14 protein-coding genes and 1 pseudogene are annotated in these 16,169 nt (G+C 39.0%); 2 read left to right on the forward strand and 13 right to left on the reverse strand.

The features are described 5' to 3' along the window. Positions 1 to 4: 4 nt before the first annotated feature. The 5 genes from zwf to ACFIK0_RS07000 all read right to left on the reverse strand — a co-directional run bounded on the left by zwf (position 5) and on the right by ACFIK0_RS07000 (position 5,892). Positions 5 to 1,477, reverse strand: coding sequence for a glucose-6-phosphate dehydrogenase (gene zwf, locus ACFIK0_RS06980; RefSeq protein WP_375643335.1), 1,473 nt, complete (start codon positions 1,475 to 1,477; stop codon positions 5 to 7). Positions 1,478 to 1,597: 120 nt separating this feature from the next. Then, on the reverse strand, positions 1,598 to 2,881 hold the full coding sequence (locus ACFIK0_RS06985) for an NAD(P)/FAD-dependent oxidoreductase (RefSeq protein WP_375643369.1): 1,284 nt from the start codon (positions 2,879 to 2,881) through the stop codon (positions 1,598 to 1,600). 11 nt (positions 2,882 to 2,892) lie between these two features. After that, positions 2,893 to 4,320: a glutamine synthetase family protein gene (locus ACFIK0_RS06990; RefSeq protein ID WP_273790377.1), complete on the reverse strand. Its 1,428-nt coding sequence runs from the start codon at positions 4,318 to 4,320 to the stop codon at positions 2,893 to 2,895. 454 nt (positions 4,321 to 4,774) lie between these two features. Continuing rightward, entirely contained in the window at positions 4,775 to 4,990 is a 216-nt protein-coding gene (locus tag ACFIK0_RS06995; protein ID WP_375663704.1) for a class I SAM-dependent methyltransferase, read from the reverse strand. Positions 4,991 to 5,208: 218 nt separating this feature from the next. Further along, on the reverse strand, positions 5,209 to 5,892 hold the full coding sequence (locus ACFIK0_RS07000) for a hypothetical protein (RefSeq protein ID WP_375663705.1): 684 nt from the start codon (positions 5,890 to 5,892) through the stop codon (positions 5,209 to 5,211). A 506-nt stretch (positions 5,893 to 6,398) separates the two neighbouring features. On the opposite strand from ACFIK0_RS07000, the gene ACFIK0_RS07005 reads away from it, so the two are divergent. Continuing rightward, a complete protein-coding gene (locus ACFIK0_RS07005) occupies positions 6,399 to 7,652 on the forward strand; it encodes a radical SAM protein (protein WP_375663706.1) in 1,254 nt (417 codons plus the stop codon). 10 nt (positions 7,653 to 7,662) lie between these two features. Continuing rightward, a complete protein-coding gene (locus ACFIK0_RS07010; protein ID WP_375663707.1) occupies positions 7,663 to 8,883 on the forward strand; it encodes an MFS transporter in 1,221 nt (406 codons plus the stop codon). A 789-nt stretch (positions 8,884 to 9,672) separates the two neighbouring features. Here the strand turns inward: ACFIK0_RS07010 and ACFIK0_RS07015 are convergent. From ACFIK0_RS07015 to ACFIK0_RS07050, 8 genes and pseudogenes are all read right to left on the reverse strand, one after another. Further along, a complete protein-coding gene (locus ACFIK0_RS07015; RefSeq protein WP_375663019.1) occupies positions 9,673 to 9,828 on the reverse strand; it encodes a hypothetical protein in 156 nt (51 codons plus the stop codon). Beyond that, positions 9,825 to 9,992: a hypothetical protein gene (locus tag ACFIK0_RS07020; RefSeq protein ID WP_375637524.1), complete on the reverse strand. Its 168-nt coding sequence runs from the start codon at positions 9,990 to 9,992 to the stop codon at positions 9,825 to 9,827. Before ACFIK0_RS07020 ends, ACFIK0_RS07015 begins: the two co-directional genes overlap by 4 nt. A 65-nt stretch (positions 9,993 to 10,057) precedes the next feature. Further along, positions 10,058 to 10,234 carry a hypothetical protein gene (locus ACFIK0_RS07025; protein WP_375658111.1) on the reverse strand — a complete coding sequence of 59 codons (177 nt, stop codon included), beginning with the start codon at positions 10,232 to 10,234 and terminating at the stop codon, positions 10,058 to 10,060. Between the two features lie 424 nt (positions 10,235 to 10,658). Beyond that, positions 10,659 to 10,832, reverse strand: a complete 174-nt coding sequence (locus tag ACFIK0_RS07030; protein ID WP_375663708.1) for a hypothetical protein — start codon at positions 10,830 to 10,832, stop codon at positions 10,659 to 10,661. Between the two features lie 101 nt (positions 10,833 to 10,933). Further along, a complete protein-coding gene (locus tag ACFIK0_RS07035) occupies positions 10,934 to 11,062 on the reverse strand; it encodes an NAD(P)H-dependent oxidoreductase (protein WP_375663711.1) in 129 nt (42 codons plus the stop codon). A 316-nt stretch (positions 11,063 to 11,378) separates the two neighbouring features. Continuing rightward, on the reverse strand, positions 11,379 to 12,719 hold the full coding sequence (locus ACFIK0_RS07040) for an MATE family efflux transporter (RefSeq protein ID WP_375663709.1): 1,341 nt from the start codon (positions 12,717 to 12,719) through the stop codon (positions 11,379 to 11,381). A gap of 2,355 nt (positions 12,720 to 15,074) precedes the next feature. Next, a complete protein-coding gene (locus ACFIK0_RS07045) occupies positions 15,075 to 15,854 on the reverse strand; it encodes a hypothetical protein (protein ID WP_375663710.1) in 780 nt (259 codons plus the stop codon). 99 nt (positions 15,855 to 15,953) lie between these two features. Further along, a pseudogene (locus ACFIK0_RS07050) lies at positions 15,954 to 16,169 on the reverse strand (hypothetical protein); the annotation flags it as partial.

A 16,169-nucleotide genomic window follows, 5' to 3' on the forward strand; every position in this document is an offset into this window, starting at 1 on the left:
TGCTCTAAACTAAATTGTTCCATATACGCCCATCACGTTCCATGAGGCTCATCGAAGCAGACGGCCCCCACGAACCAGCATTATAACTGTGAACAGGCTGTTTTATTGCTTCCCACCCCTCAATGATTGGATCAATCCAACGCCAAGCAGCCTCAACTTCATCACGACGCATAAACAGTGTTTGATCTCCACGAATAACATCCATTAATAAACGTTCATAAGCATCAGGATTACGTTCAGAAAATGCGGAAGCAAAACTCATGTCTAATGGAATGTGACGAAACCGCATACCGCCATAACTTGGATCCTTAATCATCAACCATTGTTTTACACCTTCATCAGGTTGGAGACGAATTACAAGCCGATTAGAAAAAATTTCATCTAAATCCACATTAAAAATATTATGAGGAATAGGTTTAAAAACCACAACAATTTCAGACATTCTCGTGAACATGCGCTTACCTGTTCGTAAATAAAAAGGCGTATTAGCCCAACGCCAGTTATCAATCTTAACCTTAAGGGCTACAAATGTTTCGCTCTTACTCACTCTTCCCAAATCATCAAAATAAGACTCTACAGATATACCATTTGATAGACCAGAAAGATACTGCCCACGTACAGTATGCTGCCCTACATTATGGACATCAAGCGGTGTTAAAGAATGTAAAACTTTAAGTTTTTCATCACGTACAGCATTAGCACTGTTGGTAAATGGTATTTCCATCGCAACCAAACAAAGTAATTGTAGCATATGGTTTTGAACCATATCGCGTAAAGCACCAGTGCTTTCATAATATTCTGTACGCCCTTCTAACCCTAAAGATTCAGCAACGGTTATTTGAACATGATCAATATAATTGGAGTTCCATAGCGGTTCATAAAGTGTATTAACAAACCGCAATGCCATTAAATTTTGAACAGTTTCCTTCCCAAGATAATGATCAATACGAAAGATCTGCTCTTCATTAAAGGCGCTTGCAAATACATCATTAAGTGAAACCGCTGTTTTTACATCGCAACCAATTGGTTTTTCAATGATAATCCGTGTTTGTGGTGTCACCAAATCATTTTTTTCCAACTTCATCGCAATATCAGCAAAAAGTGACGAACCAACAGCCAAATAAAAAGCTCGAATATCCGCTGAATCTTGTGACAGAAGGAGAGCTAAATCCTCCCACCCTCGATTTGAGGAAACATCAACAGAAACGTAAGTTAAACGTGCAAGAAAATGATTGAGTTCTGTTGAATTTAGATCTTTTGGATGGATATGTTTTTCTAAAGAAAGACGGATAGAATTTTGATATTCTTCACGACTTAAGGAAGTGCGCGAAACCCCAATAATACGTGTTGGCTCACTGAATTGCCCAGCACACTGACAATGATACAAAGCCGGCAAAAGCTTGCGCAACGCCAGATCACCATTGCCACCAAAAACAATACAATCAAAGGAAGAAACTGGAATAATTTTACGCACCATGAACTTGTTTATTTTTCTATTCGATTATGAAATCCCATATCACTTATAAAAGCTTTCATCATTAAAGCAGACAGATACTAAATAAGCCATTAATTTTCTTCATTTCAAGCAATGTTTCCATTAAAGGCGATCCAATAAAGAAAACCAACGCATTGCTAAAAATATAAGCGGATAACGCAAAACTCTTCCCCCCGGAAAAGATGAAATCTTTAAGTCTTGGAAATAGGAAAAACGTTCATATTTTCCAGTTAACCATTCTGCGTATAATTTTCCCACGAAAGGAGCCAGCATAACGCCATGCCCTGAATAACCACCACAATAAGTCATCCTTGAAAAAATTTGGCGAACATAAGGCATGCGTTCAACTGTGATGGCAACCGTTGCTCCCCACCGATGGCTTAAATTGATAGAATGTAATTGAGGATAAATTTCAACAATTTGCCGTTTTATACGTTCATCTAAATTTAGAGGATGCTTATTATCATAACTTTCTACACCACCAAATAAGAGGCGATTATCAATGCTTTTGCGAAAATAGCGAACCATAAAACGGGAATCATCAACCGATTCCCCCCCTATAAGAATTGAACTATGCTTTGGTAATGGGTCCGTTGCTCCAATATAAGAGCGAATAGAAACAATATTTTTTTCAATAAAACGCTCCAGACCAAGTTTATACCCATTTGTTGCAAGTAAAACATGCTCTGCTGTTACACTGCCTTTTTCTGTTATTACTTTCCAATGTGCTCCCTTGCGCCTTACGGTCGTTACTTGTGACTTCTCATAAAGCTTAGCACCAGCATCTTGTGCTCTTTTTGCCAACCCAATAATCAATTTTAAGGGATTTATATGACCGGTATCCGCATCATAAATACCACCACAATAAAAAGTTGATCCAAGTCGCTCAAATGTTTCAGCCTTATCCATAAAAGTAAGCGCGTGATAGCCATAACGCTGCATCGCCTCAATATGCCGTTGATAAGAGAGAAGCTCACGCCTTTTATGAGTTACAGAAAGCTGTCCTCCTATCAAATCACACGGACAATTAGGCATTGTGCATAAAGCTAAAATATCTCTTTTAGCTTCTTCTGCCAAATCAAACAGAGCCTTACTTCGCTCAAAACCATACTTTTTTTCTAATGTTTCTACCCATTGCCGTTGCCCTGTTCCCAGCTGTCCACCATTGCGCCCTGAAGCACCATCACCAAAACGTGATGCTTCAAATAAAACAACATCTACTCCAGCTTTGGCTAAATGATAAGCAGCCGAAAGACCCGTAAATCCGCCTCCAATAATGACCACATCACACTGTCTGTTTTCACAAAAAGAAGGATACGATGGACGTTCTCTTAAAGCATCTTCATACCAAGAAATTCCTGGAGAAATTGAATTATAATCAATCATCGTCATAAAATTTAAACATTCAGCAGGAGATATTCACGCTCCCACGGACTGATTACTTCCATAAAAGTTTCAAACTCTTGGCGTTTGATTGCAGCATAAGTACTGACAAACACATCCCCTAAAATAGCACGTATCACTGTATCTTGTTCAAACAAATTGACTGCCTCAATGAGTCCACGCGGCAACTCAATATTATCAGCGTTTACATTATTTGTCGCTGGCTCATCCGGCTCAATTTTTTGTTGCAAACCAATAAGACCACACGCTAAAGAAGCTGCAAGGGCTAAATAAGGATTCGCATCTGATGAAGGAAGTCTATTCTCAACACGCCGCGCTTGAGGAGCAGAACGAGGAACTCGAAAAGCTGTAGTACGATTATCATATCCCCATCGCAAATTAACAGGAGCCGAATTATCAGGAACAAGACGTCGATAAGAATTCACATAAGGTGCAAGCATCACAAGTACCCCTGGCATATGTTTTTGCAATCCACCAATAAAATGGCGAAAACAGATACTTTCTTCACCATTTTCCTGTGTAAAAATATTCATACCGGTTTTCTTATCAACAACCGATTGGTGAATATGCATAGCAGAACCCGGCTGCCCTTGAATGGGTTTTGCCATAAAAGTTGCATACATATTATGTTTTAGTGCTGCTTCACGAATTGTTCGTTTAAACATAAAAACTTGATCCGCTAATTCAATAGGATCACCATGACGTAAATTAATTTCAAACTGTCCTGCTCCTTCTTCATGAATGAGGGTATCAATTTCCAATCCTTGTGCCTCTGAAAATTGATAAATATCATCAATCAAATCATCAAATTCATTCACACCAGCAATGGAATACCCCTGTCCACCACCAATTGAACGTCCAGAACGACCAACCGGTGGAACTAACGGATAATCAGGATCGGGATTTTTTTGTACCAAATAAAACTCAATTTCTGGTGAAACAACAGGGCTTAAACCCATTTTTGTGTAAAAGTGAACCACCGTTCGTAAAACATTGCGTGGTGTGTAATCCACAACCTGACCATTTTGATACACAAGATCACAAATCACCTGTGCCGTAGGAGCATCTTCCCATGGAACAATGCTTAACGTAGAAAGATCAGGCTCAAGGCGTAAATCACCATCTGCTTTAGGATATTCAAAACCATGACCATCTTCCGGATAATCCCCTGAAATTGTTGCCATAAAAACTGCTGAAGGCAATGCCAATGATGTTTCCGATGTAAATTTTTTAGAAAGCATCATCTTGCCCCGTGGTACCCCTGCTTGATCAGGCGTAATACATTCAATATCCTCTACCTTACGGAAAGCAAGCCATTGTGAAACTTGTTCCCAATTGTGCACACCACGTAAACTTTTGAGAAAACGAGAAACAGGTTTAAAATTCTTACTTTTCGTTTGTTTACCATTTTTTACATCCATAACATACCAACTTTAAAAACAATCAAGTCCTATTCTTATTGTATCAGCCCATGCATAAACGACACGAAAAAAATTTATCAACTGATATTTTGAATAATACTATAAGATCCATCAAGGTAAAAGAACTTTACGCTCAACAAGCTATCCTATCACCATAGTGAAAAAATGATATTGCACGCGATACATCGGTGCTAACCTTCTCCTTATATAAAACAGCGAGAAATACCATATTGTACGTAATCTAATTCCGATTCAAATAATCATATATAAGCAAACATTGGTGAGAATAATAAAGGCGAGATATTTAATTTCCTTTTGGTTGTCGCAATGCTTAATTAAAAGAAAGGAAACTTTTCTTTTAATATGAAGCAAGTTTTGTAACTCTATTGTTATCCACATAGAAGTAAACACCCTAGGCATGGTGAGTAGCCTTTACAGCTGTGCTTACAAACACTCACCCCGCCATAATATGCGTAAATGTATTTTCAGGATAAGACATACGCTCAACATTTCCGACATGAAACTTAACCATCGCCTGCATAACAGAGCTATCAACCTTGTTCTGAGCGAATGGTACAAACTCTGCACTTATATCAATTTCCACCGCTTGACATTGCACTTCGCACACAATATTTAGAGCTGAGAATCCAGTAGAGCATACCAAATCCAATAGATAGGAATTTTTGCTAATTGCGCCATGCGTGATCCAACATTTGATAGTCTCCAGCCCACTAGGAGGTGTGTTATTTATATCTAAAAAGCCAAAAAATCAGGATATGAGAACACAATAATATCAATTTCCTTTGAACTAAAGTCCTTCATCGTCGATCTTCCACCATCGTAAAATCTTTTTTGTATCAGTTGCTTTCACATACTTTGACTTATGACCTAGTGATACTGTGCAGATTGAGTACACATCCCCAGAGCCCAGATTGTAATTAAGTTCGTACCACTCTGCTCTTTTATAGAAAATAAATAACCATAATCTTCAGATATAATACGCCTAGATTCAATAATTACCGTAAGCTTATGTAAATCACAACCCAATTGTGATAATGCCTCATAAATTTTACGAGGGTATTCGTCATTGATCGTCACGGCATCGCAGAACGCTGTGGAAGTCGGATATCCCCCGCCTAGACTGATAAAACTTTTTTGATCCTTCAATGCGTAAATATCCTTTGCAGCCTTAGTTAAGGTGGATACTATTAACTCAGTCGAATTCAAATTAGAGCCCACATGCAAAGGCGCCCCATTAAGCCTAATCCTATTGGATTCTAGCAAAGATAATGCGGCACGTAACTCCGCCGCAGTCATACCAAAACGCAATCTATCCCCGTTTGCCAGTACATGGCACAATCTCAATGAGATTTTAGGCAATATGTCAAAATGGCGGGCAAGAGCGATGATGTCATGTAATTCGATAATATTATCACACTGGACATTTATATGTTTTCTAATAGATAATTCTATCTCTTCTCGAAGTTTTACAGGGATATCAAAAAATATATATCTACCTTTAAAATCATCTTTTTGCACTAATGATATTTCATAACCAGACGCAAATTCCAAGTCCCAGCAACATAACAATGATGCCCCGCACGTCCATTAAAATACCCTGCTTTTTCTCGCCCTAGGCATTCATAGCCCGACCACGTAAAACAGGATACCAATTACAATATCAGACCATAAGGCTGCAAGAGAAAGTTCTTTTATATTTTTATCTTTACATTGCCTCTTAAACAAGCTCGCCTGTTCATATAAGAAGTTATATGTATAATACATATAACTTCTACAAAAGGAGGATTCATTATGTTCCGTAAAAATCTTTGGTAATACACTAGGGTGATTGGGTCACCAGTCGCCCGTCAATAATATAGTGCGAGTTAAGAAATTGGGGGAGGTAAGTTATGCAACTCGTGGATCATCCTTTTGTGAAGTTCGACCAACTCAAGACGATTTACAACTTCACATATCCGTTATTTCGCACTATTTCAAATGAATTTTACGATTACCTAGACTTTAATAAACTAGCGCACAGTAAGAAAATTCCATAAGCGCGTACCATTTCTCTTTATTTGCATATTCCCTTTTGCGAAACCATCTGTTCCTTCTGTCCCTTTCAGAAAGGAGCCTACAAGCACGTTAAGCAAATCGAATCTTATATGTCAGCGCTTACCACAGAGATCAGAAACAAAGGAAATTTCATTCGCTCGCTTAGAGGGCACATCCGCAGCATCTATATAGGGGGCGGCACACCGTCGCTTTTGTCCGCAGATAATATCCGACACATCGGAAAAGTATTGCATGCCGAATTTGAGCTCTCTTCCTTAGCCGAATTTACACTGGAAAGCGAACCGAAGAGCGTCACACGTGATAAACTTTATGCTGCCCGTGAGATCGGCGTTAACCGGATCAGCTTCGGTATACAGAGTTTCATTGAGCGTTTCCGATCATTGTTTAACCTCACCTCAACACGTGAACAAATCAACAATACCATGGCTTGGTCACAAGAGATAATTGGGACATGTCGGTTTCGACCTACTATATGGCAGCACAGCCAGCAAGCCGAAGAACTATTATACGATTTGAAGCAAGCCAGCGAGCTTCATCCTGAAACCATCAACCTCTATGCAATCAACAATCTGGCTATCACGTCGCAACTGCATAAGTCTTACGTACCAAAAGGGCTAAAGTCATCCAGCCTACAGCATCGACAGATGCTTCGATTATTTAGCGATATCGTTATGCGCAGCTGCTGCTATGCGCCGTGTAATGGGCATTCCTATATCAAAATTGCCAATAACACTCCTCTAACGCTCGCTAAAACGAGTTCAGCTAATTATTTCCGCTATCACAAATATTTGTATGGTTATCATGACGATTATGTGGTTGGCTTCGGGGCGTCAGCACTGTCGATTCTCGGCTCACTCGTCACACGAGCCAATCCCAGTCGAAGCGGATACATTACCGACATACAACTTAAAGGCAAATCCAAAGTATACTACAATTGGGTATCAGCGGAGCAACAAGCCTCCAAAGCTTTGTGTATGCGGCTACCTTATAACGGCTATGCCAAAAAAGAAAGAATTGACTGGACCGCACTCCCCTCTTTCGTATACAATAACCTACAACAGCTCATAGGTGCAGGTCTCATCGTAGAAAGTGATAACGATCTCCAGCTGACTCAGCGTGGTTGGCAATGGTATTCCAACCTTATGTATTTTCTTCTACCTCAGGCAGATAGGAATATCTTGGACGGCTATGTCGCAAACATGCTGAATACAACCGCCGTACTTGATGGAACAGCGGAAACCTGTATGGCATCTTAAGGAGAAAAGAATGTTCACGCTTTTTGCCAACAGGAACATACGCTATTTTTGCCTAACCGTTAGTCTGCTCGCCTTACTCAGCGGTGCTTTGCGCACTGCCATCCCGCTATTAGCAAGACAATCTGGATATGGCGTAGTCGGAGTAAGTTGGTCGCAAGGTCTCTTCTCATTAGCGTGGCCAATTTTCGGCATCCTTGCAGGCGCTTTACTTGATCGCTGCGACAAAATAAAACTTGCCACCACAGCTCTCCTCATCTTCATGCTACTGCATATTGTCCTGTTCGTACTGCTCATGATACAGATTGCTCCAGCCGAACAAATTTTCTTCTATGCAACCATTGCTGGATTCATCGTCGTTTCTGCCGAAGCTTATATAATGACGATTCCACCACTTATCATGGAGGGAGAGCGATTGATGACCTTCTACTCAATTGTCTTGTTTTTAGATTTCGGGGTCTCCTATTTTCTTGCCCCTGTCATAACAAGCAGCATTTTAGGGCATGGCACACTGCTATTTCTTGGCTTGTTAATCGTGCTTTTTATCACATTGATTTTTACCGCTCGCCGTGCTGTTCCGACATCGCCAACACTTGATAAAGAAAACATCACTTTCCGTTATATTATTGCCGGCTTTCGTTTCATTTTTTCAAATCGGCATCTTACCTCCCTTACATTACTCACATTCTTTCTATCGGTGGTATTTGGAGCATTCCTAACCTCGTTCATCTTCTTCGTTACCGACAGTCGGTATCTGGGCCTACATAGCAGCCAATATGGCGTGATGTTTGCGGCCTACGCGCTTGGAACAATGGCAGGTGCCCTATTTGCGCCGCGTATACGTTATGCACCGGTGCGCCTAGCTGTTCTCACTGACGGTTTAGGAACGGTTGTCTTGCTGCTGATTCCAGCCTTTTCAAAAAGTGCTGTCGTCGTATGGGGCGTCACCTTTATCGCTGGCGTTGGAGCAAGCTTATGGTTTATTGGTGTTACCGCCTTCAGGCAGCGCCTCACACCAAAGCAACTTCTCGGGCGAGCTAATTCTGCTTTTCGGGTGATAGGCTATGCTGGAATGCCGGTCGGAAGCTTTTTGGTCGGCGTCCTTGGTTCTTTTATATCATTGCAGTTTGCTGCCGCCTTTATCGCTGGACTACTATTGGTGGCTATCGCGATAACGCTTCCATTTCTTTGGCAGGCTGATCATATAAACACACCCAATCCTGCCACGAGGTAACAGCTGCTTTTTAAAAAAGACACGGTCAAAAAAGGCACACATACCCTATTACGCAATCGATTGATCTGTTCTTTGGACGAGGAAATTATAACCATAATGGCTGATAGAGCCAGCGGCACTATAGAAGCAGCCAAACAAGCGCTAAAGACAAAACAGCCCCTTTACGTTGCATTGGGCGATGATCCAACGCCTATATGAAGGATGCAGAGAGCTTATAGCGCACAGAGCGCAATTCTTAACTAAAAACTCCGCCCTAGCAATGCCTACTTATACTCCAGTTAATCCGTCACCCGCTGGACATCAAATGCCTCACCCCTTTACCGCTCCTCAAAATACATTTTGTTGCACTTACGCGCCGTATTCTTCCTTTGTAATTAAAAGACCAGCCCTCCTTTCCTAATTTAGGATCTCTGCCTACACAACGAGCAACAGATGCGACCATATATGCAATCACGCCTTAGGGCCTGCATAGTAGGAAGCTTAGTTCGAGAGATTCATAAAGCCTATATCCCAATAAATTTTCCACCCAATCCACCTTTTAAAAGGGCGGATTTATATAAACCGTTAGAGCAAGCTATGAAATCCTTAGGTGTATTAGAAATAATTGGCTGTTTTTACCTCAGACCAATGTTGATTGACTTTTACTCGTGCATATACGCAAGCGGTGCTACTCTTTTCTCAGATAGAAAGGACATAATCGTTACCATCTGACCTATTATTGTTTGAAAATAAAGAACAAGTATCAGTGCGACTGATGATATTGAAGAGCTATCTCATTTGTGGCTGTACTTAATTACGGCATTGGGAAGCTAGACACGCAATCCCCCATTTCTGCGCGCCTTCTGCATGATATTCATAAGATTTTACGCGGTACGTCCAAAAGCCTTGGCTAATTTCGCAAAGCACAAAATTAGCTTGGCGGTACGCAACTAAAGACAGCGTCATTCGTGCCGCCCACTCCTACCACAGCCCCCCACTCTTTCTACCACCATCCCCCGCTTAGAATCGCGCCAACTCATCACCGGTGCCTCGTTAAACACCACACCAGTCTCAAGGGCGGTAAAATGCGCCTTGCCGCATTTAATCTTCAGCATTTCTTTAAGGCGCAAATCAAACTCGCTATTCGTTCCTTTTGTTTTCAGTACAAAATAAAGCTTTTGCGCGCCATCTCACTCTAAAACACCCCCCAATCCGGCGTGTAAGATCCTATGAGCGCCACGATTTTAAAGCTCCTTGGCAATTTAAAAAATAATTTTACTTCGGAGGCATTATCATTAATTTTGCGCAAATTCTTTCTCAATATTACTCTTATAAACCCCACATAATCATATACACTCTTCTCATTGACCACCGCCGGCCATATGATCGCCTTTTCCGACCTAATTTTACAGATATGGGATCAATCTCATTGTGATGCGCACATCCAGAGATTATTTTATCCTCTGCATTAGAACCAAAAACATGAACAATACGCAGAGGCTTCGGTAAGAAGGCCAACCGCTCAATCTCAACCTACACGAAAATGCATGTGCAAGCGAATGCCCCCCCATAATATGCAATATTTCAAGCCTGTCCAGAGGGGTACCCCTTTTAAAAATTGTGCCTATGGCTTATAATAATCTCCAAAATATACATTTAGCCCTTGTCTGAAATAACTCAATTTTGGATTGATGAGAACGAAAACGCGCTGCGATAATCACGTTGTTCAGCCCTAATAACCGGCGAAGGGAGCCAATATTCCTGCACCACCAATGACTAAATAACGGTATTTCCTATCATTTTTGATCATATCCTCCACCCTTATTGTACATTTTATCAGCAAGATGTGCGCAGTAAGCCCGTACATTTACGCTGCTAAGTCTCCGTGTGCGGTTTTCATTCTCAAACGCAAAATCATCTTTAGCCGAAGCAACTTGATATTGCAGCGCCTGTCCATAAAGCGTATGCACAATTGGTACCAAATATACACAGGGCAGTGCGCATTTTGGGTTATATTGTCATGAGAGAGATGACTAAAAACTTTATCCCAAAAGCATTATACTCTAAATTATCAAGAGCATTCTTCAATCCCCCCTGAATAAGACCCGTGATAAACAGGGCTTGCAAGAATAACATCGTTAGCGTCTGCGATTGTTTTGACAAATGCATGCGTTTTAGCATCACAATGGTAATGACTTATAAAAACAACAACTTTTTTAAATGCCTCCTCAACGGCGTATGAATATAAGCACGTTTTTTCTCGTCATTTTTTAAGGTATTAAACTCTTCCAATCTACCGAACTTACTCTTAAATTGTAGCCGAATGATTTTAATAAACCCATATTATTTTAAAAACTCAACAAATAATATTGAGGCTACAATCAAAGACACTTCTTTTCAATATTAAGCAAGTTTTGTAACCTATATTGTTATCTCCATAGAAGTAAAAACAGCCTCTATGGATGGTGAGTAGCTAAGCCTTCACAGCTAGTGCTTTACAAGCGCTTTTATAACACTCACTCTGCCCCCATAGGATTGCATTTTATTAAATAACCCACGCGCATATAATTAAAGAGAGAAACGATTAAACTTGCACCAATCATGCCAAGCCAGTAGCCAATAAAGCCATATTCAAAAAAATTTGCCATTAGCGCTCCCCCAAATAGGCCTAACCCCCAATAACTTATTGCTACAACAATTGTTGACCAAAACGTATCAAGCAAACCCACAAGTATGCCATTGAGCATAGCTCCTAAAGTGCCAAAAGCAAAAGACAATAAGATGAACGGAAGCAACTTCCAAGAGAAAACAACAACGCTGTCTTCAGAAATATTAAAGATGGTTGTAAGGATAAATTCATAAGAGAGATAAACAACCACTGATAAAAATAAGACATAAGCTACAGCAAAAACTGTGACACTCATACGCAGCTGTTTTAGAGCCATATTATTCCTATCTGCTCTATACCACGCTGCTATTGTCGCGGCTGCGCTGGAAATCCCCAAAGCCACCACAGAAATAAGCATATCGAGTCGCATCCCTATCGTATGTGCGGCCAAAGATTCGATCCCATAAGCCGTAATCATGAATGCAATGACCGAAGGAAAGCCCTCCGCAATAAGAATACGTATACCAATAGGTAGCCCTACTCGCAGCAATTTTATTATTCGTGAAATCTCTAACTTTGGTCTCAAATAATTAAAGCGAAAAGAATGAAAAGCAGAATTGCGGGACAAAATTATTGCTGCTGCAATAACAATTAAAATACGGATCAAACTGCTCGCAATTCCTGCACCAAAGACACCTAATCCGCTTGCAGAACCTATACCAAAAATAAGCAGCCAAGATATAAAAAAGTTCACGATGATAGCCGCAAGCATAACCCAAGTTAAGGGCTGTGGATTACCAATTGCTGACAGCAATCCTCGGCTATTCACATAAAGATAAAAAAACACCACCCCTATAGCAGCGCCACTATTATATTCCTGTGCTATATTGGCAATTGTCTCATCTTGGCCGAGAAGACACAAAATATTCCTCGTATTGAGTAAAATGATTGCACTCATCATTCCAATCACAAGGGAAAGCCATATTCCTTGATCAAACCATGCCTTTAATGCATATCTATCTTGTCTGCGAAAACTTTCCGCAAGTTTTGGTGCAACCGCGGTAATAATACCTAGCCCAAACAACATAACAAAACTAAATATACTCAGAGCTAACATTGTACCACTCAAGGCTTGCACGCCTAAATGCGCTACAAGCGCTGCATCTGTGAAGGAAATCATCATCTGAGAGATAAACCCTATAGCCAGTGGCATGCCAAGAGAGAGCAATTGCTTCATCACAACAAACATTGTGAAATATCTTTCCATATTGAAGGGCATATTAAGCTCGGATCTTTTAAACAAAACACATTGATTTTTTCCGTAAAGTCTTTCCATCGCAAGTCTTGTGTAAAGGATGCATAATGAGAACGCATTAAGGTAAGAGGAGATGCCCAGTTCTTAAAAAAGAAGCGCAATGCACCTTTATTGTTTTTTTGGACTTTATGCCATGCGTTTTTTTGTACAATACTATGCCCCCAAGCAACTACAGTCATTGATAAAAGATCCTCAGCGAGCCGTTTGTTCGTCTTGTATATCCATTTTTAGTATTTTTAATCAAACTTTTTGGTACTGCAAGTAATACACCTGTGCTAACCTTTGCTTACTCGCTGCTTACATACGTAAAAAAACAAAGCCGACCAAGTTGTCAAAAAACACAGGCATTAGCATTTTTACAATCCATTGTGCCTATACACCAATTAAAAAAGAGCGTTTATGATACATAAGGCACCTCTATGCCCCACCGCTCTACGATCTAAAATTATGAAACTTTAGTTCAACAACCAACGCACAATATTTTACGGACGCAAAAGCACCATCTAGCACTCACTAGGAGAGCATTCTATAACTATACGCACCATGTCCACATCACAAAACTATAGAGACTTCATATGAATGATTGCCCTCTCCCAAAATAATAATTTTGTCCACCTCCGAATCCAATCTGAAGTATTCTTTTTCCACCGCGCATTGCATAAAAATATAATAATATCAATTATTTATTGGATAAAATTTTATATGAATCCACTTAGGAATCCACATTTTTATACGTGATTCATTTGACCATTTTTGATATAAGATTGCCATGTATGAATAGAGCATAAAAAGCAAATCATGATGTAAAGATTATAACGCATGTGTGTATTCAAATGAAATGAAAAGCTGTTATCATTCATAACAGTTTATAAATTTTATGATACGTTTTTATCACTTAAAAATCGCATTGAAGTTAGTAATATAGACTTTTTTAATTTCGCTAAATTTTTAGCGAAACTATTATAAGCTTATAAGTTTAATTTATAAAATTGCATAAAAAGATTTAAAGACAAAATCATATTTAAAACGCTTTCTAAAAATTTAGAAAACGATAGGCAGGCATTATACAGATCCTATCATCACAACAGATATGAAATTCAAAACGCTATATCTTATGAAATGAAAAGCCTTTTAATGAATAGATTGCAGGTTAGTCTTTAAGAATGGAACTATTCGCTTCCACAAAAAAATGGAAGCAAATAATGCCATGGCAGTAGAATTACTATCTACTTTAGATTTGGTACTAAAAACGTTTTTAAAGTTATAGTTTAAAAATACGAAACCAAATGAGCTCTTTCCAAATTTGGGGGCAGCTATTAAGACAAAGATAAGCAAACAAACTTCAAAACCATTGTAACATCATAAGGTATGGGTTTTTACTCAATTTTGAGTCAAAAGCTGTAATATTTAAGAATGCTCTATTCTAAGATAACATCCCCAAAATGGACCGGCTAATTTTTAAAGAAATTAGGTTTTAATGAAAAGTACAAATACGCTTATGAAAGCTCTTTAAATGCACGTTTAAACGTTTGAAACATAAAATGAGATCTTTATAAGAAACGTTAAAACTTTTTTATAACAGCTATAACTTAGTTACCATTTGTTCTTAAGAACGTTTCATTTACGAAAAAACAAAGATCTAGATTTCACAGCAGAGCAAAATTTTGAAAACCTTACATTTTATAAAAGCGTTTGTTTATTTTTCTTATGAAAAGCTGCTTTTAAAAACCAATGCTCGTAAATGTAAAAAAACGTTTTGTTATAAGATATTCACTTAATAAGCATTTTCTTTTGATTGGATTAATAAACCTACCAAGCGTTTTGATTTGTTTGATTTTAGACAAAGCGTTCTTTCAATTCACTCAGCTCAATTTTGAGCTTAGTACTTTGAAACGTTTTAAAAGAAGCATCATGATCATGTGCTTTGTTTTAAATGATCTCTTTAAAGATAAGAACGTTTTATTGATACATTTGATAGCAATGAAAAGCGTTTATAGGCTCTCTTATTCAAATGAGTGATTAAAGATCATACGCATCGTTTACATTCCTTTTGATAAGTTTTCATATCTCTCATAGAGCGCTTGCAATATGATACGTTTTGTATATATGCATTCATTACTCCATTGTGGATGATTCATTTTAATCAATAAAAAACGCTATTTGAAAGCCGCGTCATATCATTTGGCACGGCTTTTTTTTTATTTTACTCTCTCTTTTATGATATGTTTATAGCAATGCATTTTATATGCGTTTATAACCATAAAGAATGCACGCCCCCCATGTCTCTTTTTATTCTGTTTTATCAGTTATCTTGACAAGCTTATCCCTTTCACAAACCTCACAATTTTTTGGAACCAACCTTACTTTGCTTTTTTTATTGATTTTTGCATTGCCATAAGCACGCCCCCAGATTGTTGCACAATATGAGATTTTAGCATTGCCATAAACAGAGCCATAAATCTCACAAGAGCCACTCACACAAGCATTCCCATAAACCTTGCCATAAATCTTTGCACGACCATTAATAACAGCATAATTATAAACTTTTGCATGGCTATAAATGCAAGCAGAGCCACAAACCTTGGCATGACCATAAACGCGTGCATAACTAAAAACCGTAGCATCATAAGAAACATGCGCATGGTCATAAATATGAGCATCAGCAAGAATGCGGGCACTACCATTCACATGAGCATACCCATAAACATTGCCATAAACATGAGCATTGCTATAGACAAAAGCATGGTCATAAATTTTTGCATATTGAGAGATAAAAGCCTTTCCATAGACTTCAGCATTGCCATAAACTTGACCACAGACTTGCGAATAATGCCGTATTTTTGCATTTTCATACACCCTTGCATGACCATAGACACAAGCCTCATCATAGACCCAGCAATTGCCCTCATGGGATAGGTTGACTTCCTTTTCAATAAAGCCGCCTAAAGACCCCGCCTTTATATCATCAAAATCTTTTAAAGCTTTAATGCGATAAAGGTTTATAATATTTCGAGTAAGAGCATGTTTGATTTTTTTGATTTCACTGGTTAATTCATATTTTTTGCACATAAGAAGACCCTCACAATCTAATGTGATAAACGTTTGATAAAATTTGAAATAGAAAAATTGGGTTGGAAAGCAGGCGCCCCCGCCGCGCCCGCGCATTATTTACGCAGCGTTATTTTCAATAATCTTTACAACGGTATCGTTTTCATAAACCTCACAATTTATGGGAACCCAATATAAATCACTATCTCTTTTTAATCTTGCATTGCCATATACATTACCTCTAATCACGAAATAACCAGAGATTTTCGCATTACCATAAACAGAGCCATAAACATCAGTATGACAGCCCACGCTAGCATTGCCATAAACCTTGCC

Source organism: Bartonella sp. CL63NXGY, from assembly GCF_042194905.1.
Lineage (GTDB): Bacteria > Pseudomonadota > Alphaproteobacteria > Rhizobiales > Rhizobiaceae > Bartonella.

Coding starts and splice junctions, on each gene's coding strand:
- zwf (WP_375643335.1), bottom strand. CDS start 1,477: ATGGTGCGTAAAATTATTCCAGTTTCTTCCTTTGATTGTATTGTTTTT.
- ACFIK0_RS06985 (WP_375643369.1), bottom strand. CDS start 2,881: ATGATTGATTATAATTCAATTTCTCCAGGAATTTCTTGGTATGAAGAT.
- ACFIK0_RS06990 (WP_273790377.1), bottom strand. CDS start 4,320: ATGGATGTAAAAAATGGTAAACAAACGAAAAGTAAGAATTTTAAACCT.
- ACFIK0_RS07010 (WP_375663707.1), top strand. CDS start 7,663: ATGTTCACGCTTTTTGCCAACAGGAACATACGCTATTTTTGCCTAACC.
- ACFIK0_RS07015 (WP_375663019.1), bottom strand. CDS start 9,828: ATGACGCTGTCTTTAGTTGCGTACCGCCAAGCTAATTTTGTGCTTTGC.
- ACFIK0_RS07040 (WP_375663709.1), bottom strand. CDS start 12,719: ATGTTTGTTGTGATGAAGCAATTGCTCTCTCTTGGCATGCCACTGGCT.
- ACFIK0_RS07045 (WP_375663710.1), bottom strand. CDS start 15,854: ATGTGCAAAAAATATGAATTAACCAGTGAAATCAAAAAAATCAAACAT.